This is a genomic window from Sphingobium chungangianum (assembly GCF_977014255.1).
Window position 1 is genome coordinate 502539 of the sequence record NZ_CDRNIV010000006.1, and the last position, 18905, is coordinate 521443.

Below are 18905 nucleotides of genomic sequence, written 5' to 3' on the forward strand. Positions count from 1 at the left end.
GATCTGGTTAATCAGTTCTTAGCCGTGATCGCCCGGTCCCTCTGCCAGCGCGGCTTGCCCTCTTGACCGTTCGCTCTTAAGGGGACGGGAATCAGGGACAAGCATCAGGGACGTAGGTAGATATGGCGCGAACCACGAGCCGGCCGCTCTCGCCGCATTTGACGATCTGGAAATGGGGGCCTGCTATGGCCATCTCCATCCTGCACCGCGTGACCGGCAACGGTCTGGCCACGGTCGGGATTCTGGGCGTGGTTTGGTGGTTGATGGCCGCTGCGATCGGTCCCGAAGCCTATACCACCTTCATCAAATGCGCCACTTCGCCGCTTGGTTATCTGGTGATGATCGGCATCAGCTGGTTCTTCTTCCAGCATCTGATGTCGGGCCTGCGCCACTTCGTGCTGGATATGGGTGCGGGCTATGAGCTCAACACCAACAAGACATGGTCGCTGGTGATCCCGGTGCTGTCTACGCTGGCCACCGTGGCGCTGTGGGCCACCGTCTTTTCGGGGAAAATCTGATGGGTACGGGAACCGGAATTGGCCGCGTCCGTGGCCTGGGCTCGGCGCGGCATGGCGCGCATCACTGGCTGGCGCAGCGTTACACCGCTGTCGGCAACCTGCTGCTCGTTCTGTGGCTGATCTTCAGCCTCGTGAGCCTGCCGGGGCTCGATTATGAGAGCGTCCGCAACTGGATCGCCAATCCGCTGGTAGCAGTGCCGCTGATGCTGATGCTGGTCAGCATTTTCTATCACCTGCGCCTGGGCATGCAGGTGATGCTGGAGGATTATGTTCACGACAAGGGGCTGAACTTTTTCTGCATCCTGCTGCTGAACTTCTACACCATCGCTGGCGCCGCCGCTGGCATCTTCGCGATCGCCAAGATCGCCTTCACGGGGATCGTCAAGTAATGAGCGAAGCCTACAAGATCATCGATCACACTTACGACACGGTCGTGGTGGGCGCTGGCGGTTCGGGCCTTCGCGCGACCATGGGCAGCGCCGAAGCGGGCCTGAAGACCGCCTGCATCACCAAGCTGTTCCCGACTCGCTCGCATACCGTCGCGGCGCAGGGTGGAATCGCCGCTTCGCTCGGCAACAACTCGCCCGACCACTGGACCTGGCACATGTACGACACCGTCAAGGGGTCGGACTGGCTGGGCGACCAGGACGCGATCGAATATATGGTGCGCGAAGCGCCTGCGGCCGTGATCGAGCTGGAACATGCCGGCGTGCCGTTCAGCCGCAACGAGAATGGCACGATCTATCAGCGTCCCTTCGGCGGTCACATGCAGAATATGGGCGCCGGCCCGCCGGTGCAGCGCACCTGCGCCGCCGCCGACCGTACCGGCCATGCCATGCTTCATGCGCTCTATCAGCAGAGCCTGAAGTATGACGCGGACTTCTACATCGAATATTTCGCTATTGACCTGATCATGGAAGACGGCCCGAACGGCAAGGAATGCCGTGGCGTGATCGCCATCTGCATGGAGGATGGATCGATCCATCGCTTCCGCAGCAAGGCGGTGGTGCTGGCGACCGGCGGTTATGGCCGTGCCTATTTCTCCGCCACTTCGGCACACAGCTGCACCGGCGACGGCGGCGGCATGGTGCTGCGCGCTGGTCTGCCTTTGCAAGACCTGGAATTCGTGCAGTTCCACCCGACCGGCATCTATGGCGCGGGCGTGCTGATCACCGAAGGCGCGCGTGGCGAGGGCGGTTATCTGACCAACTCCGAGGGCGAGCGCTTCATGGAGCGCTATGCGCCTTCCGCGAAGGACTTGGCATCGCGCGACGTCGTATCGCGCTCGATGGCGATGGAAATGCGCGAAGGGCGGGGCGTGGGTCCGAACAAGGATCACATCTTCCTGCACCTCGACCATATCGATCCCAAGGTGCTGGCGGAGCGTCTGCCGGGCATCACCGAAAGCGGCAAGATTTTCGCGGGCGTCGATCTGACCCGTCAGCCGTTGCCCGTCACGCCGACCGTCCATTACAATATGGGCGGCATCCCCTGTAACTATCATGGCCAGGTGGTGACCAAGGTCGGCGACGATCCGGAAGTCGTTGTGCCGGGCCTCTACGCGGTCGGCGAAGCGGCCTGCGTGTCGGTCCATGGCGCGAACCGTCTGGGCTCCAACTCGCTGATCGACCTTGTCGTTTTCGGCCGCGCTACGGGTCTGCACCTCAAGGAAACGATCAAGCCCAATGGCTCGCACCGTCCGCTGCCGACTGATGCGGCCGATCTGGCGCTCTCGCGTCTCGATCATTATCGCAACGCCAAGGGCGGCTCGCCGACGGCAAGGATTCGCCTCGAGATGCAGCATACCATGCAAAAGCATGCCGCCGTATTCCGCGACAGTGCGCTGCTGAGCGAAGGCGTCTCTAAGATGGCGCAGGTCAATGCGAGCCTGCAGGATGTGGGCGTGTCCGACCGCTCGCTGATCTGGAACACGGACCTCATCGAGACGCTGGAACTGGACAACCTCATGTCTCAGGCGGTCTGCACCATGGTCAGCGCGGAAAATCGCAAGGAAAGCCGTGGCGCTCATGCGCATGAGGATTTCCCGAACCGCGACGACGCCGAATGGATGAAGCACACCGTTAGCTGGTTCGAAGGCTGGGGCGGCAAGGGCGGCAAGGTGTCGCTCGATTACCGCCCGGTGCATGACTACACGCTCACCGATGAGGCCGAATATATCAAGCCCAAGGCGCGCGTTTACTAAGGCGCGCCGTCCAGTGGGATAGGTAAGAGGGCGGGCTGCAAAGCTCGCCCTTTTTGTTTATGGGTTCAGTTCAAGTCGAGGGAGGTCAGGCGATGGCGGATGCAAGCAGACATGGCGGCCAGTGTCATTGCGGCGCCGTCCGGTTCGAGGTTGAGCTGAGCAATGGCCTCGACAGCGCCCGCCGATGCACCTGCTCATTTTGCCGGATGCGGGGCGCCGTAGCTGTTACGGCGAAGTTGGACGGGCTTCATGTCGTTCGGGGCGCCGATATGCTGACGAGCTATCGCTTCAATACGGGAGCGGCGCAGCATTTCTTCTGCTCGCGGTGCGGCATCTACACGCACCATCAGCGCCGCTCCAATGCAAACGAATATGGGGTGAATGTGGCATGCCTTGAGGGAATGAGCCCCTTTGATTTCGATAAGGTGCCCGTGCTGGATGGCAAAAACCATCCGAGTGACAATGGCGGGCTTGCGCGGATGGCAGGAGTGCTGCGGTTTATTCGCGCTGAAAGTGAGGGGTGAGAGGTAGGTCGCCGAACGGGTTGGGACAGGCGGACTTGTCGGCTGACGACCAAAATCCGACTCTTTTTATCTCCCCTCCCTTTCAAGGGAGGGGCTATGACTGCAATCCACCCCTCGATGTCATTGCGGAGCTTACGTTTAGAATTGCGGCAAAACCCCCTCTAGCGCCTGTGCCGTCGTCTCGCTAAGCCTTTATTCAATGACGATAGATCCTCTGGTCCTGCTGCAGGCCTATTCCATCGGCGTGTTTCCCATGTCGGATGACCGGGATGCGGAGGAGGTTTATTGGATTGAGCCCAAGCGGCGAGCGATCATGCCGCTCCATGGCTTTCGCATGTCCCATTCGCTGGCCAAGACGATCCGGCAGGAGCGTTTCCGCGTGACTGCCAACCGCGATTTTGGCGGTATTGTCTCGCTATGCGCGCAGGCGGCGGAGGATCGGCCGTCGACCTGGATCAACAAGGAGATCGAGCAGACATACCGGCATCTGCACGAGATCGGCTTTGCGCATTCGATCGAGGTCTGGGATGGCGATGAGCTGGCGGGCGGCCTCTATGGCGTCGCTTTGGGCCAAGCCTTTTTCGGCGAAAGCATGGTGTCTCGAAAAACCGATGCTTCAAAGGTCGCTCTGGCCTGGCTCACCGCCCGGATGCTCTTTTCAGGCTTCACCTTGCTCGACTGCCAATTCATGACCGACCATCTTCGATCATTGGGCGCGATAGAAATCAGCCAGAATGATTATCTAGGGCTGTTGGCAGGCGCGTTGGGCGATGTACCGCTAGGCGCGGGCCGTTCCTCGGCATTGGCCGGGGGTTCGGGGGGCTGGGCCGAGCTGGCATTTGCACCGCTTGGCGGAGAGGCGTCCGCTGGGGGTTCGCCTTTGCCGCCAAGCTTGACCGTGTCGGGGCCGCTTTCCGGCCAGGACATCGTGCAGCTTCTTACCCATACATCGTAGATCGGATGCTGCACCACGTTGCGGTCGGGCCGTTCCTTGAACAGCCAGCCCGAAAAGTTGCGGCGCCATTTATTGTCGGCGGTGCTGCGCACGTCGAGTTGAACGAAAGCGCCGGTTTCCTGAACATTTTCCCAAGGAGCGGTCGTCTCACACGCTTGCAGGCGGACGATCGCATCGCCTACGCGTAAGGCGTCGCCGGGCTTCATCGTGAGGTCGGTGGTGATGCCGTTGCGCTTGTTGAGCAGGCCGATCACCGCGACGCGATCCGCCATGGGCGTGCCAGGCAGGGCAGAAGAATCGCCATTGCGAATCTTCTGCCCCTCGATCTTCACGGGGCCGGTCTGGTTCGCAGTGGGGAGTTCATCGCCGCCGCAGGCCGCAAGCGACAACAGCAGGGCGAGGGGCAGGATCGGCAGGACCGTCCCCGCCGGGCGCAGGGTCATGATGCGTCGGGGCTCCACGCTTCATAATCGCCGGTCGCGCGCTGGCGCTGCGCACCTTTTTCCAGCGCACCCGTGGGCCGGTAAGCATTGGGAGTGCCAGTCGCGTTGGGCGTGAAATCCCGTTCCCAGATACGGGGCGGGGGAGGAAGCTTTCCGGCGTTCCTTCGATCGTGTGATGCAGCCACCCATGCCATTCCGCAGGCACGCGGCTAGCGTCGTTATTGCCGTTGTAGATTACCCAGCGGCGGGTGTGGCCGTGCACGTCCGTGCCGCCTTCATAATAGATATTGCCCTGATGGTCCTCGCCCACTTTCTTGCCCTTGCGGGAGGTATAAAGTGCGGTGCCGATGGTCGCGCCATTCCACCAGGTGAAGATCTTGGCCAGGATTCCCATGGGGCAAGCGCTTAGCGCCTGCTGTGGGGGATTGGCAAGGCGGATATGGCGTCAGCGGGTGCGCGGTGGGCAGAAATCGAGGTTGGCGGGGCTTTTGACCGCGGGATCGACGCAGCTGCCCCAAGATACACTGTCGCCCTCGGCGATGCCGAGTTCAGCCGCCCGCCCGCCTCGCAGTTCAAGGACGGCCGCCACGGGAACGCCTGCAGAAACCGGCACGCGTGAATAGGGTGCGGCATTGGCGGCGATGAAGGCGATCACCCCGTCGGTGCGGATGAAGAGCATGTCGAGCGGGATCAGGGTGTCCTTCATCCAGAAGCTGGCGGTGCGGGGCGGCGACATGGGAAAGAGCATGCCGCCATTTGCATCCAGCGACTTGCGGAACATCAGGCCCTTTTCCTGCTCCTTTTCGGTGATGGCGGTTTCCACCGCAAAACGGTGCTTGCCCGAGTCCGTACGGATTTCAAGGGGGAGCAGATTGGTCTGCTGGTTTGTAGGGCTGGCGGTCTTTTCCGCCTTGGGCTGAGTGGGAGAACAGGCGGCTAAAACCGCGACCAGGAAGGGAAAGGCGATCCGCATCCTGCTGTGCTAGCCTATCCGGGAGTAGTGGCGCCACAGATTTTCCAAGGCCCCATGGCGCGCCGTCACTGGTCGGGTTCTGGCGGTTCGCCTGGAGCAGCGTTCGTCCAGCGACGGGCGGTGTCGAAACTGTGGCCTGCGCGTAGGAAAGCGGCGATGGCCTTTTCACGCTGCTTAGGATCGGTTGCTGACGTGGCATAGGGGCCGAGGCGTTTGCGGCGGGCGAAACGATCGGCCGCAGCCCAGCTATCGTTATCGACCTGAGCGTCTGCTTCTGCCCGATCGGCGTCCGCTATGCCATCGGCGCGTAGGGTCTGCGCAACGCGGCGTGCGCCATAGCCGCGACGGGTAAGCGCCGCGCTTTTCATGACGGCAAAGCTGCGATCATCGACATAGCGCAGTTCGGCCAGCCGCTCGACCAGCCGTTCCGGCGCGGGCGGACCTTCGCCAGCCCATCCGCGTTCCTGCAACTTGCGGTTGAGATAAGCGAGCAGCTTCGCCCGGCTCGTCGCGAAACGGCCGACATAGCGCAGGGCCAGATCGCGCAGGCTATCGCCATCCAGCGGCGGTCGGGGGCGTTTGCCGGTCATATGAGCGCCTTCATGGCAATGGTTTATGCGACGGGCGCCTTGATTATGCCACAGTGGGGCCGGAATTTTACCGCGCCTCATGCTGTAGAAGGCCAAGCTGGAATGCAACTATCCGGTGCATTGCCGCGTCAAAGATGATAGCGGCGCGCCCGGATGACAAGATTGAAATTGGGTGAAACCAATATGACGGGTTCGCAAAGCATGATGGCACCGACGCCGACCAATGACGCCCTTCCCCGGCGCTTCTCGGATTTCGAGACGCTGGGCGAGGCGCTCGACTATGCGGCGCAGGGTCAGCGCGGGCTGAATTTTCATGATGCGCGGGGCAATCTGGCGCGACCCTATCCCTTTGCCGAACTGCGCGCCGATGCCATCGCATGCGCCCACCGCCTGATCGCCCATGGTGTGAAGCCGGAGCATCGCGTGGCTCTGGTGGCCGAAACGGGTACGGACTTTGCGCAACTTTTCTTCGGCATTATCTATGCCGGTGCGTGGCCGGTGCCGCTGCCGCTGCCCACCAGCTTTGGCGGCAAGGAAAGCTATATCGACCAGCTGAATGTCCAATTGGATAGCTGTGATCCGATGCTGTTCCTCTTCCCCAAGGAGCTGGAAGAGATGGCGGGTGAGTCAGGCCGTCAGAAGGATGTCGAGAGCATCGCTTTCGAGGACTTCATCGCGCGGGAGGCCGTGGCCTGCGATCTGCCGCAGGCGAAGGGCGAGGAAATCGCCTATCTGCAATATTCGAGCGGTTCGACCCGCTTCCCCCATGGCGTCGCCGTGACGCACCATGCGCTGCTCAGCAACCTCGCCGCGCACAGCCATGGCATGCAGGTGCAGGATAGCGATCGCTGCATCAGCTGGCTGCCTTGGTATCATGACATGGGTCTAGTCGGCTGCTTCCTGTCCGTCGTCGCTAACCAGGTGTCGACCGATTATATGAAGACCGAGGATTTTGCCCGTCGTCCGCTCGCGTGGCTGGACCTCATCAGCCGCAATGAAGGCACCTCGATCAGCTATTCGCCGACATTCGGCTACGACATTTGCGCACGGCGCATGTCGAGCCAGACGAAGGCTCAGGATCGGTTCGACCTGTCGCGCTGGCGGCTCGCGGGCAATGGCGCGGACATGATCCGGCCCGACGTGATGCAGAGCTTCGTCGACGCCTTCGCTGATGCGGGTTTCTCGCCCAAGGCTTTCCTGCCGAGCTATGGTCTGGCCGAAGCCACGTTGGCGGTCACCATCATGCCGCCCGGTGAGGGTATCATCGTCGAGCTGGTCGAGGAAACCGACCTGTCGGGCGGCGACGCGACCGAGGGACGCCCGCAACGCTTTCGTTCGATCGTCAATTGCGGCAGGCCCGCGCGCGACATGATTGTGGAAATCCGTGACGAGGACGGCGGGCTGCTGAATGAGCGGCAGATCGGCAAGGTCTGGACTACCGGCCCATCGCTGATGGTGGGCTATTTCCGCGATCAGGAGGCTACCGACGCCTGCATGGCGGATGGTTGGCTCGACACCGGCGACATGGGCTATCTGAGCGACGGCTATCTCTACATTGTCGGCCGCGCCAAGGACATGATCATCATCAACGGCAAGAATCACTGGCCGCAGGATATTGAGTGGGCCGTTGAGCAGTTGCCTGGTTTCAAGCAGGGCGACATCGCGGCCTTCGCGATCACCACGCCGGGTGGCGAGGAAGCGCCTGCGGTGCTGGTGCATTGCCGCACGTCAGACAATGACGAGCGTACGCGGCTTCGTGACCAGATCCGCGAGCGGGTGCGGGCGATCACCGGTATGAACTGTGTCGTGGAGCTGGTGCCGCCGCGTACCTTGCCGAGGACAAGCTCGGGCAAATTGAGCCGGTCGAAGGCGCGGAACCTGTATCTGACGGGTGAGATCAGGCCTTATGACATTGCTGCTTGATTGGTGCGTCCGCTCCGGAACGCACTGAGGCATAATAGGATAACTAACCTCCGTTCGGGCTGAGCTTGTCGAAGCCCTTCACTTGCTTCAGCGAAGTAAAGCCCTTCGACAAGCTCAGGGCGAACGGCGGTTCAGTAGCGTTTTTAGCTCGCCTTCAGCACCTGCCGCTCGATCGTCGTCCACAGGCCTGCGAAAGCCTGCGCCGGGGGTGAAGACGCCGCGAAGGCACCCAGCGGCTTCCTCTTCACCGTCATCTGTTCGACCATGCTGGCCATCGGGACAGCGGGCCAGCCGCGCTGTTCCTCCAGCGCCTTGCGGTGAAGCGCGCGGCGGCGGTCGACCATGGAATAGACGGGCAAGATCGGTGGATGCGATCCGCCGCGCTGGACGAGGTAGCGCGCTACTTCGCCCATTGCGCGTTGCGACAGGGGCGAGGGGATGACCGGGATCACGATCATATCGGCGGCACGCAGTACCTGTTCGCTGGTTTCAGTGAGGCCGGGCGGGCAATCCAGGATGATGCGGTCATAATCCTTGCCCAAATTTTCAATCAGCTTTGCGAGCCGTTTCTTCTTGTCCATCTCGCGAAAGAGGTGGTCGAGGCTGCGCAGAGAGGTGTCGGCGGCGATCAGGTCGAGGCCGGGTACGGTCGAAGGCTGGATGAGCTTGCGCACCTCCACATCCTTGCTGAAGATCGCTTGCGCCGCGTCACGGCTCTGCTTGTCAGTGGAGATGAGCCAACTGGCGGCAGCCTGTGGATCAAGGTCCCACAGCAACGTCCGCCGCCGAGAGATGGATGCAGATGCCCAAGCCAGATTGATCGCGAAGGTGGTTTTGCCAACGCCACCTTTGAGGCTGTAGACGGCGATGGTCGCCAATGCCGGTTCCTTTGCCATGGGGTGAAAGCTACGGCTTTGACCCGCCAAAGCAAGCGGACAATCATAAGTTAATGACGCTGTCGTGACAGGATTGGTTTTCCCGTGTCCTCGGCGGGGAAGGCCCATGAAAAATCCCGCCGGAAATATCCGGCGGGATTCTCTTCCATCGTTCTGAAGGATCAAGCCGCCGCGCGGCGTTCCTTCAGTTCCTCGTTCAGCATCTCCGCGAGCAGGAAGGCCAGTTCCAGGCTCTGCGCTGCGTTGAGGCGCGGGTCGCAATGGGTGTGGTAGCGATCGGCAAGGCCCTCGTCCGTGATGGCGATGGCGCCGCCGGTGCATTCCGTCACATTCTGCCCGGTCATTTCGGCATGGATGCCGCCGCCAAAGCTGCCCTCGGCGCGATGCACGGCGAAGAAGCCGCGCACCTCGGCCAGAATGCGGTCGAACGGCCGCGTCTTGTAACCATTGGCCGCCTTGATCACGTTGCCGTGCATCGGGTCGCAGGACCAGACGACCGGATGGCCTTCGCGCATCACCGCGCGGACCAGCTTGGGCAGGCCCGCCTCGATCTTGTCATGACCATAGCGCGTGATGAGCGTGATGCGCCCGGCTTCCCGCGTCGGGTTCAGCACGTCGAGAAGGCGGATCAGCGCGTCGGGCTCAAGGCTCGGGCCGCATTTCATGCCGATCGGATTGCCGATGCCGCGCAGATATTCGACATGCGCTGAACCTTCGAACCGCGTGCGGTCGCCGATCCAGAGCATGTGCGCCGACGTGTCGTACCAATCGCCGGTCAGCGAATCCTGACGGGTCAGCGCCTCTTCATAGGGGAGGAGCAGCGCTTCATGGCTGGTGTAGAAGCTGGTTCCGCCAAGCTGCGGCACAGTCTCCGGCGACAGGCCGCAGGCGCGCATGAAGTCGAGCGCCGCGCCGATCTGGTCGGCCACAGCGTCGAACTTCGCCGCGAGCGGGCTGCGGCCCATGAAATCCAGCATCCAGCCATGCACGCGATCCAGGCTGGCATAGCCGCCGGTCGAGAAGGCGCGCAGCAGATTGAGCGTCGCGGCCGACTGGTTGTAGGCGCGGATCATGCGCTGGGCATCGGGCTCGCGCGATTCCGGCGTGAACGCGATGTCGTTGACATTGTCGCCGCGATAGCTGGGCAATTCCACGCCACCGATCGTTTCCGTGTCGGCCGAGCGCGGCTTGGCGAACTGGCCCGCCATGCGGCCGACCTTCACGATCGGCAGCTTGGACGCGAAGGTCAGCACCACCGCCATCTGCAACAGCACGCGGAACGTGTCGCGGATGTTGTTCGGGTGGAACTCAGCAAAGCTTTCGGCGCAATCGCCGCCTTGCAGCAGGAACGCTTCGCCGGTCGTGACCTTGGCGAGTTCGGCCTTCAGGTTGCGCGCTTCGCCGGCAAAGACGAGCGGGGGAAACTGGCTGAGCTGACCTTCTACGGCGGCCAGCGCCTGTGCGTCACGATAGAAGGGCATCTGAATGCCCTTATGCTCCCGCCAGCTTCCCGGCGTCCACTTCGCCGTCACGTCATGTCTCCTCATGCTAAAAATAGTGGCCGCCCCTACGCCCATGTGGGAATCAAAGCAAGTTTATACCATCCCCATCCAGGATGCGGCGCGGAGAAGGCGGGTTTCAGGTGCAGCGGATTGTCCACGTGCTGCGCGAACCAAGTTCCGCCGCTTCATTTCTTGCAAGGATAATGCTCGTTCAGCGCGATACTGACGATGACCGAGGCAGGGGCGTTGCGCTGGTCGGGATAGCGTTCAAGATAGGCGATGACGATGCGCCGCACTTCTTCCGCCAGCATCCGGTCAGGCCAGCAATTAGGCTGGGCGCGACCAATGAACACGTCCTTCTTGATGCCGTCCACCGCGCCGACGATGTACGCGGTGCAGGCCAGCGCATATTCCGGCGCCTTGTTGCGGCACTTTGCGCGCAGCGTGGTGCCGGTTTCGAACATGAAATGCTGGGCGACGGCAGGCCGAGTGGCCACCGGGCTCCCGAACAGGAGCAGAGCTGTCAGAATGTGCCATTTCATGAGCGGATGGTGCGCTTCCTGCACTGGTCTGTCCAGCCGGGCAGGCGCGCGCGCGACACGGACTGGCGCATTATTACGAAACCGTAACATATGGTAAATAAAGGATTTACCCTAGCCTTGGCCGCCATTCCCAGCGCTGCGGGTCACCGTCCATGACGTCGATGCCACGTTCGATGAGAGCATCCCTGATTTGGTCCGACAGGGCGAAATCCTTTTCCGCACGAGCATTCTGGCGACGGTCGAGTTCCGCCTCCACCTCGGCGGGCGTCGTTTGCGCGTCCTTGGGCATGATCCGAAGGTCTGCGCGGCTCAGCTGAAGGAGGTTGAGCCCCAACGCCTGATCGAACGCGGCGATCAGGCACAGCTTCTCATCGACTGGCACCTTCTTGATGGTAATCGCCTCTTCCAGCAGCGGCAGAGCACGCGGGATCATCAGGTCGTCGCTGATCGCGGCGTCGAACTGTTCGAGCAGCGGCGCGAGCTTGGGGTGAAGGTTGGCGCGAAGGTAATCGAGGCGCGGTGACTGCCAGGTTACGCCTTCGGCGCGGCTTTTCAGCCCCTCAACCGCCATGATCAGACGCTTGAGGCGAGTGAGGGCTGCGCCGACGCTGTCCGCGCTGAACTCCAGCTCGCTGCGATAATGGGCGCCCAGGCACAGCAGGCGGTAGGCGAGCGGATGCACGCCCGCGTCGATCAGCGAGAAGAGGGTGGTGAAGCCGCCCTTCGACTTGCTCATCTTGCCTTGGCGATCGACGAGAAAGTTGTTGTGCATCCACCAGCGCGCACCGGTGAAGCCAGGTTGCGCATCGCTGCAGCCGCAATAAGCCTGATTCTGCGCGATCTCGTTGGGATGGTGGATTTCCCGATGGTCGATGCCGCCGGTGTGAATGTCGAACGGATGACCAAGGCGCGCCTCGCTCATGACCGAGCATTCGAGATGCCATCCCGGCGCCCCCTTGCCCCAGGGGGAATCCCATTCCATCTGGCGCTGCTCGCCCGGCGGTGACTTTCGCCAGATGGCGAAGTCCGACGGGTTGCGTTTGCCCGCTACCGGATCGATGCGAGCGTGGGCAGCATCGTCCCGCCCGCCCGCCAGTGCGCCATAGTCGGGAACGGTGCTGCTGTCGAAATAAAGGCCGCTTTCCAACTCATAGCAGTGGGCAGGCGCGATCTTCTTCGCGAACTCGATCATCTGCGGGACATAGTCGGTCGCGACGGTCCATTCGCTAGGGGCCATGATGTTGAGGTCTGCGATGTTCTGCTTGAAGGCGTCGGTATAATGGGTCGCTATGTCCCAGATGCTTTTCGCCTGGGCGCGGGCGGCGGCCTCCATCTTGTCATCACCCGCGTCGGCGTCGCTGGTCAGGTGGCCGACGTCGGTGATGTTGATGATGTGAGTGACGTCCAGGCCCTTCCACAGCAGCGTGCGGCGCAGCGTGTCCGTGAAGACATAGGCGCGGAGGTTGCCGAGATGGGCATAATTATAGACGGTAGGGCCGCAGCTGTAGACGCGCGCGTGGTTCGCGTCGATCGGAGCGAAAGGTTCGACCGTACGGGTCAGGCTGTTGAAGAGGCGCAAGGGCGCGTCGGCATGCTGCTCGGCAGGGGTGAACTGGTCGCTCATGGTGAGTGCCATGCGGCGCTTCACCGCAGGAATCAACCATCGCGTTCATTGTAACAAATTGTTGCTAACGGGCCGATGCCTTGCACTAAGGCGTTTCCTTACCGATATTGCTGATGCGGGCCGGGCCCCTCTGGCGGCTGGAGTTGATCCAGCTGTGATGTCGGACCGCATCGAGTGCGCTCGGTGCAGGTTCGTAGGGCTGTCCCCCCTTCTAGCCTCGCGAAGACCGCGCCGGGCCACTCGATCCACATGATGTTTGTTGTTGAAGGATGGAGTTTTAACGCCGTGAACAATCCCGTTCGTACACCGAATTATGGGACGACGCAGGCGGCGCAACATGACGCCGGGCTGCGCAGTCACATGCTGGGCCTTTTCCGTAACATGGGGATCGGCCTGGTCATCACTGGCCTGGTCGCTGCCTTCATCGGCAATACGCCCGCGCTGGCCGCCGCGATTTTCAACACGCCGCTCAAATGGGTGGCGATCTTCGCGCCGCTGGCGTTCGTGTTCTTCTTCAGCTTCCGCATCGAAAAGATGACGACTGCGGGCGCGCGTATGGCCTTCTGGGCCTTTTCCGCCGTCATGGGCGTGTCGCTGGCCAGCATCTTCCTGGTCTTCACCGGGGCGAGCATCGCGCAGGCCTTCTTCTCGGCGGCGGTGATGTTCCTTGCCATGGCGTTGTGGGGTTATACCACCGGGCGTGACTTGTCGAAAATGGGCTCATTCCTGATCATGGGCCTGATCGGCATATTGGTCGCGAGCCTCATCAACATCTTCATTGGCTCATCGGCCATGCAGATGGTGATCTCGATCATCGGCGTGGTGGTGTTCACCGGCCTGACCGCCTGGGACGTGCAGCGGATCAAGTCGGAATATTTCGCCTATGCCGGCCATGAGGTCGCGGAAAAGATGCAGGTCATGGGCGCGCTGTCGCTGTACCTGAACTTCGTGAACCTGTTTCAGATGCTGCTCAGCCTGACCGGTGAACGGGAATAATGATGCGCACGCCTGAAGCCGTGTCGGCCATGCTCTGCCCGGTTTGTCATGTCGGACTTTCGATGACGGACCGGCAGGGGGTGGAGATTGATTATTGCCCGCAATGCCGCGGCGTGTGGCTCGACCGGGGCGAACTCGACAAGATCATCGAGCGTTCCGGAACCGCAGCTGCCGCGCCGCCACCCCAGCAGGTGAACTATCGGCCGGATCGCGATTATCGCAACGACGGCCGCTATTATCAGAAGAAGCGCAAGAAGAGCTTCCTGGAAGAACTATTCGATTAGGACGGCCATCGAGCCGTCCTTTTTTTGAAGCGCTTGCCTCTCGCGGCTGATCCATTAGAGCTTGGCCCAACTTCACCTTAACGGCCAGGATTTCATGTCGACAAGCAATGCACCTCATGTCGAGGTTACGCCCGTCATTCTTGCGGGAGGATCGGGTACTCGGCTCTGGCCACTGTCGCGCAAATCCTATCCCAAGCAGTTCGTGCCGCTATTGAGCGATACGACATTGTTCCAATCGGTCGCGCGACGTCTTTCAGGGCAGGCTCAGGGATTTTCCTTTGACCGGCCGCTGGTCCTCACCAATTCGCTGTTCCGCTTCATCATTGCCGAGCAGCTGGCGAAGGAAAATATTGACCCGCAGGCGATCCTGATCGAGCCGGAAGGGCGCAACACCGCGCCCGCTATCCTGGCTGCCGCGCTGCATCTGGTGGCGCGCAAGCCCGACGCGATCATGCTTGTCGCGCCTTCCGACCATGTCGTGCCCGATGTTGAGGCGTTTCATGCAGCCGTGGGCAAGGGGCTGGGCGCAGCGCAGGGTGGCGACCTTGTCACCTTCGGGATCAGCCCGACGCGGCCCGAGACGGGCTATGGCTATCTTCAGGCACAGAACAAGCCGGATGGTTCGGGTGCGCCGATCAAGCTCGCCAGTTTCGTTGAAAAGCCCAATGCGGCGCGGGCGGAGGAGATGCTGGCGACGGGTGATTATCTGTGGAATGCGGGTATTTTCCTTTTTGCCGCAAAGGACCTGATCGCCGCTTTCGAGCGGCATGCGCCTACGATCCTGTCGGCCGTGCGCGACGCCGTTGAGCAGGCGGAGAGCGATCTTGGCTTTCTTCGATTGGCGGCGGAGCCTTGGGGGCAGGCGGAAAGCGTTGCCATCGACTATGCGATCATGGAGCGGGCGGACAATCTGTCCGTGGTGCCGTTTGACGCGGAATGGTCTGATCTGGGCGGCTGGGATGCGGTGTGGAGCCATTCGCAGCCGGATGAAAATGGCGTGGCGTTGTCGGGCGCGGCGACAGCGCTGGATTGCCGCGACACATTGCTGCGGTCGGAGAGCGAGGGGTTGGAACTGGTCGGGCTCGGTCTCAATAATATCGTGGCGGTGGCGATGAACGATGCGGTGCTGATCGCCGACAAATCGCGCACGCAGGATGTGAAGCTGGTCGTGGAGGCGCTGCAGGGCAAGGGCGCGCCGCAGGCGGAGGCTTTTCCGAAGGATCATAGGCCGTGGGGCTGGTATGAGAGCCTTGTCGTCGGCTCGCGCTTCCAAGTGAAGCGCATCACAGTTCTGCCTGGTGCCTCGCTCAGTTTGCAAAGCCATTTCCATCGATCGGAACATTGGATCGTCGTCGAGGGGACGGCCAAGGTGACGGTCGGTGACGACGTGCAATTGCTGTCGGAAAATCAGTCCGTTTATGTGCCCGTGGGCGCGGTTCATCGGATCGAAAATCCGGGCCGCATCGCGATGGTGTTTATCGAGGTGCAGACTGGCTCTTATGTGGGTGAAGATGACATCGTGCGATACGAGGATCGGTACGCGCGGAATTGATGCGGACCCAGACCGTCATCCCAGCGGAGGCTGGGATCGCTTGAGGCTATGCCCTGCCCCATCGCTTGAGATCCCAGCCTCCGCTGGGATGACGGTTTTGGGTTGAGGTGAAACTTCAGTGCGCCGCTCCCCAGCTTGGGCCGTGACCGATTTCCACGCCTAGCGGCACGCTGAGCTTCACGATCGGTTCGGCGGCAGTTTCCATGACTTGGCGGATGACGGCGCTGGCTGGCTCCACATCCGCTTCGGGCAGTTCGAAGACCAGTTCGTCATGGACCTGGAGCAGCATCTTCACATTGTTCAGCCCTTCGGCCGCTAGCGCCGGTCCCATGCGGGCCATGGCGCGTTTGATGATGTCGGCGCTGGTGCCTTGGATGGGCGCGTTGATGGCGGCGCGCTCGGCGCCTTGGCGCTCGTGCTGGATGGGCGCTTTGATGCGCGGGAACCATGTTTTTCGGCCAAAGAGCGTTTCAGTGTAGCCGCGCGCGCGCGCCTTTTCGAGGGTTTCGGTAATGTAGAGGCTGATCCCGGGGAAGCGCTCATAATAGCGGCTGATCATGTCCTGCGCTTCGTCGGCGCTGATCTCCAGCCGTCCGGCGAGGCCCCAGCGGGAAATGCCGTAGAGGATGGCGAAGTTGATCGTCTTGGCTCGACCGCGCGTGTCGCGGTTCACTTCACCGAACAGCTGCTGGGCCGTGGCGGCGTGAATGTCTTCGCCTGCAAGGAAGGCTTCTCGGAGCGCCGGGACATCGGCGATATGCGCGGCGAGGCGCAGTTCGATCTGGCTGTAGTCTGCCGCCAGGATGACATTGCCCGGCTCGGCGACGAAGGCGTGGCGGATCTGGCGGCCGACTTCGGTGCGGATCGGGATGTTTTGCAGGTTGGGATCGGTCGAGGACAGGCGGCCGGTCTGCGCGCCGGATAGTGAATAGCTGGTGTGGACGCGGGCGCTGTCCCTGTTGATCTGGGCTTGGAGCGCGTCGGTGTAGGTCGATTTGAGCTTGGACAGTTGGCGCCAGTCCAAAATCTTTCCGGCGATTTCCGCGCCTTGGGCCTTCAATTGCTCAAGGATGGTGACGTCGGTGGAATAGGCGCCGGACTTGCCCTTCTTGCCGCCCTTGTAGCCCATCTTGTCGAACAGGATTGCGCCCAGTTGCTGGGTCGATCCGATGGCGAAAGGCTGACCCGCAATGGCGTGGATTTCGCCTTCCAGCTTGGCGATTTCGGCGGTGAATTCGGCGGAGAGGCGGGAGAGGGCTTCGCGATCGACCTTGATGCCTTCATGCTCCATCTTCGCGATGACGGAGACAAGCGGGCGGTCCACCAGTTCATAGACGCGGGTCGCGCCTTCATTGGCGATGCGGTTCTTGTAGATTTTCCACAGGCGCAGCGTGACGTCGGCGTCCTCGGCGGCATATTCGGTCGCCTTGTCGAGCGGGACTTCGGCGAAGCTGATCTGGCTCTTGCCGGTGCCGCACACGTCTTTGAAGCTGATGCAGATGTGATTGAGGTGGACCTTCGCCGCTTCGTCCATGCCGTGACCGGCGAGGCTTTGCCCGGCGTCGAGGTCGAAGCTCATGACGATGGTGTCGTCATAGGGCGCGATTTCGATGCCGTGCCGACGCATGACGGTCAGGTCATATTTGAGGTTCTGGCCGATCTTGAGGACGCTGTCGTCCTCCAGCAGCGGCTTGAGCTTTGCAAGGACGAGGTCCTTGGCAAGCTGATCTGGCTTCTCCGCGAACATGTCCTTCCCGCCATGACCCACCGGAATGTAGCAGGCCGCGTTTGGCCCCACGGCCAGGCTCACGCCGACGAGCGCGCAGGATACGCAGTCGAGCATGTCCGTTTCGGTATCGACGGCGACGAAACCCTCGGCATGGGCGGCGGCGATCCAGCGATCGAGTGCTTCCTCCGTCACCACCGTTTCGTAGAGGCTGCGGTCGATCGGCGGCTCTTCTTCGAGGACCGGGGCGGACGGGGGCGTGCTTTCCGTGACGGCGAGCGCGGCGGTCGCGACGGCCACGGCAGCGGCGGGCGCGCCAAGGCGGGTCAGCAGCGACTTGAAGCCGTGATGCTCGAGGAAATTCTGGAGCGGTTCGGGCGGAATGCCCTTAAGAGTCAGCTCTTCCAGCGGTTCAGGCAGGTCCATCGCATCATGCAACGCGACCAGCCTGCGCGACAGGCGCGCCATGTCGGCATGGGCGATGAGGTTTTCCTGCATCTTCGACTTCTTCATCGAAGGCGCGGCCTCAAGCGCGGCTTCCAACCCGCCATATTCGCTGATCAGCTTGGCGGCGGTCTTGGGGCCGATGCCGGGGATGCCGGGGACATTGTCGACGCTGTCGCCCATGAGCGCCAGGACATCGCCCAACTGCTCCGGCTGGACGCCGAACTTCGTCATCACATAGTCGGCGCCGCGCCGCTCATTCTTCATCGTGTCGTACATGTCGACGCCGGGTTGGATAAGCTGCATCAGGTCCTTGTCGGAACTGACGATGGTGACGTGCCAGCCCGCTGCGACAGCGGCTTTGGTGTAGCTGGCGATGATGTCGTCAGCTTCGAAGCCCGCTTCCTCGATGCAGGGGAGGGAGAAGGCGCGGGTCGCGTCGCGGATCATCGGGAATTGCGGGACCAGATCCTCCGGCGCGGGCGGGCGGTTCGCCTTATACTGGTCGTACATGTCGTTGCGGAAGGTGTGGCTGCCCTTGTCCAGTACCACCGCGAGATGGGTCGGGCCTTCCGCCTTGCCCAGTTCCTCGGCCAGCTTCCAGAGCATCGTGGTGTAGCCATAGACCGCGCCGACGGGCTGACCATGCTTGTTGGTGAGCGGCGGAAGCTGGTGATAGGCGCGGAAGATGTAGCCGCTGCCGTCGACGAGGTAGAGATGATTCTGGGCCATGGGCGCAGGGGATAGCGGGTAATGCTGGGTGGCTCCAGTGGGGTTGGTTGAGATGGTCGTCCCCATGATTGAGCACGCTGTCCCGAGGGGCAGATGAAAATAGGAGCTGCTTTTGCGGACTGGCCAACGGAGCGACGAAAAATGGCGGTTTTCCGCCGAAGTTCACACCATATGCGCGCGCGAGCCTGAGCGCGCGTGTGCGCGAGGGCGCATGTGCCGGACGTTTCAAAGAGGGATCGAGGATAAGCGCGCCGATGCGGAATAGGACAGGGTGAAATCGCGCGGTGTTGGAGAAATAGGATGGTTTTTGGAGATGGTGTGGCAATCGGGGCACGCGTGAAACTGAGGCGGAGGAGGGGGCTGTCTGCTAACGATCAAGTCCAGCCTTCAATCACCCCTCCCTTTCAAGGGAGGGGACGGGGGTGGGTCGCCGCGCAAGCGGCGTTCTTCCATGGCCGATATGACAGAGCTCGCTGCG

At 61.9% G+C, this 18905-nt stretch carries 16 protein-coding genes and 2 pseudogenes; 9 read left to right on the forward strand and 9 right to left on the reverse strand.

Annotated features, from left to right (window positions below; translation table 11 throughout):
• The first annotated feature begins 122 nt into the window (after positions 1-122).
• The 5 genes from sdhC (at position 123) to aat (ending at position 4200) form a co-directional block, all read left to right on the forward strand.
• Entirely contained in the window at positions 123-518 is a 396-nt protein-coding gene (sdhC, locus tag ACWNC0_RS09395) for a succinate dehydrogenase, cytochrome b556 subunit (protein WP_449471181.1), read from the forward strand.
• A complete protein-coding gene (sdhD, locus tag ACWNC0_RS09400) occupies positions 518-907 on the forward strand; it encodes a succinate dehydrogenase, hydrophobic membrane anchor protein (RefSeq protein ID WP_196225341.1) in 390 nt (129 codons plus the stop codon). The genes sdhC and sdhD overlap by 1 nt, the downstream gene beginning before the upstream one ends.
• Entirely contained in the window at positions 907-2721 is a 1815-nt protein-coding gene (gene sdhA, locus ACWNC0_RS09405; protein ID WP_449471183.1) for a succinate dehydrogenase flavoprotein subunit, read from the forward strand. The genes sdhD and sdhA overlap by 1 nt, the downstream gene beginning before the upstream one ends.
• 92 nt (positions 2722-2813) lie before the next feature.
• A complete protein-coding gene (locus ACWNC0_RS09410) occupies positions 2814-3245 on the forward strand; it encodes a GFA family protein (protein ID WP_449471184.1) in 432 nt (143 codons plus the stop codon).
• Between the two features lie 199 nt (positions 3246-3444).
• The gene (aat, locus tag ACWNC0_RS09415; protein ID WP_449471185.1) at positions 3445-4200 is read left to right on the forward strand and encodes a leucyl/phenylalanyl-tRNA--protein transferase; all 756 of its coding nucleotides are present in this window, start codon (positions 3445-3447) and stop codon (positions 4198-4200) included.
• Between the two features lie 35 nt (positions 4201-4235).
• Here the strand turns inward: aat and ACWNC0_RS09420 are convergent.
• The 4 genes and pseudogenes from ACWNC0_RS09420 to ACWNC0_RS09435 all read right to left on the reverse strand — a co-directional run.
• Positions 4236-4643: pseudogene (locus ACWNC0_RS09420) on the reverse strand (DUF2155 domain-containing protein); the annotation flags it as partial.
• Positions 4640-5037: pseudogene (locus ACWNC0_RS09425) on the reverse strand (NADH:ubiquinone oxidoreductase subunit NDUFA12). The pseudogenes ACWNC0_RS09420 and ACWNC0_RS09425, both read right to left, overlap by 4 nt.
• 51 nt (positions 5038-5088) lie before the next feature.
• On the reverse strand, positions 5089-5616 hold the full coding sequence (locus tag ACWNC0_RS09430; protein ID WP_449471187.1) for a DUF192 domain-containing protein: 528 nt from the start codon (positions 5614-5616) through the stop codon (positions 5089-5091).
• A 65-nt stretch (positions 5617-5681) separates the two neighbouring features.
• Complete coding sequence (locus ACWNC0_RS09435) at positions 5682-6206, reverse strand: regulatory protein RecX (protein WP_449471189.1); 525 nt, start codon at positions 6204-6206, stop codon at positions 5682-5684.
• Positions 6207-6407: 201 nt separating this feature from the next.
• Here ACWNC0_RS09435 and ACWNC0_RS09440 point away from each other — a divergent pair, with 201 nt between their 5' ends.
• Entirely contained in the window at positions 6408-8129 is a 1722-nt protein-coding gene (locus ACWNC0_RS09440; protein WP_449474588.1) for a fatty acyl-AMP ligase, read from the forward strand.
• A 143-nt stretch (positions 8130-8272) separates the two neighbouring features.
• On the opposite strand, the gene ACWNC0_RS09445 is transcribed toward ACWNC0_RS09440, so the two are convergent.
• The 4 genes from ACWNC0_RS09445 to cysS all read right to left on the reverse strand — a co-directional run bounded on the left by ACWNC0_RS09445 (position 8273) and on the right by cysS (position 12693).
• Entirely contained in the window at positions 8273-9025 is a 753-nt protein-coding gene (locus ACWNC0_RS09445; protein ID WP_449471191.1) for a ParA family protein, read from the reverse strand.
• Positions 9026-9186: 161 nt separating this feature from the next.
• A complete protein-coding gene (locus ACWNC0_RS09450; protein ID WP_449471192.1) occupies positions 9187-10557 on the reverse strand; it encodes a class II 3-deoxy-7-phosphoheptulonate synthase in 1371 nt (456 codons plus the stop codon).
• 155 nt (positions 10558-10712) lie between these two features.
• Positions 10713-11069: a Rap1a/Tai family immunity protein gene (locus tag ACWNC0_RS09455; RefSeq protein WP_449471193.1), complete on the reverse strand. Its 357-nt coding sequence runs from the start codon at positions 11067-11069 to the stop codon at positions 10713-10715.
• A 106-nt stretch (positions 11070-11175) separates the two neighbouring features.
• On the reverse strand, positions 11176-12693 hold the full coding sequence (gene cysS, locus ACWNC0_RS09460; protein WP_449471194.1) for a cysteine--tRNA ligase: 1518 nt from the start codon (positions 12691-12693) through the stop codon (positions 11176-11178).
• A gap of 285 nt (positions 12694-12978) precedes the next feature.
• Here cysS and ACWNC0_RS09465 point away from each other — a divergent pair, with 285 nt between their 5' ends.
• From ACWNC0_RS09465 to ACWNC0_RS09475, 3 genes are all read left to right on the forward strand, one after another.
• The gene (locus tag ACWNC0_RS09465) at positions 12979-13689 is read left to right on the forward strand and encodes a Bax inhibitor-1/YccA family protein (protein WP_449471196.1); all 711 of its coding nucleotides are present in this window, start codon (positions 12979-12981) and stop codon (positions 13687-13689) included.
• A gap of 2 nt (positions 13690-13691) precedes the next feature.
• Positions 13692-13973: a TFIIB-type zinc ribbon-containing protein gene (locus tag ACWNC0_RS09470; protein ID WP_449474589.1), complete on the forward strand. Its 282-nt coding sequence runs from the start codon at positions 13692-13694 to the stop codon at positions 13971-13973.
• A 94-nt stretch (positions 13974-14067) separates the two neighbouring features.
• Positions 14068-15525: a mannose-1-phosphate guanylyltransferase/mannose-6-phosphate isomerase gene (locus ACWNC0_RS09475; RefSeq protein WP_449471197.1), complete on the forward strand. Its 1458-nt coding sequence runs from the start codon at positions 14068-14070 to the stop codon at positions 15523-15525.
• Positions 15526-15640: 115 nt separating this feature from the next.
• Here ACWNC0_RS09475 and polA read toward each other — a convergent pair whose 3' ends face one another.
• Positions 15641-18427 (reverse strand): DNA polymerase I, encoded by a 2787-nt coding sequence (gene polA / locus ACWNC0_RS09480; RefSeq protein ID WP_449474590.1) that lies wholly within the window; start codon positions 18425-18427, stop codon positions 15641-15643.
• Positions 18428-18905: the final 478 nt, after the last annotated feature.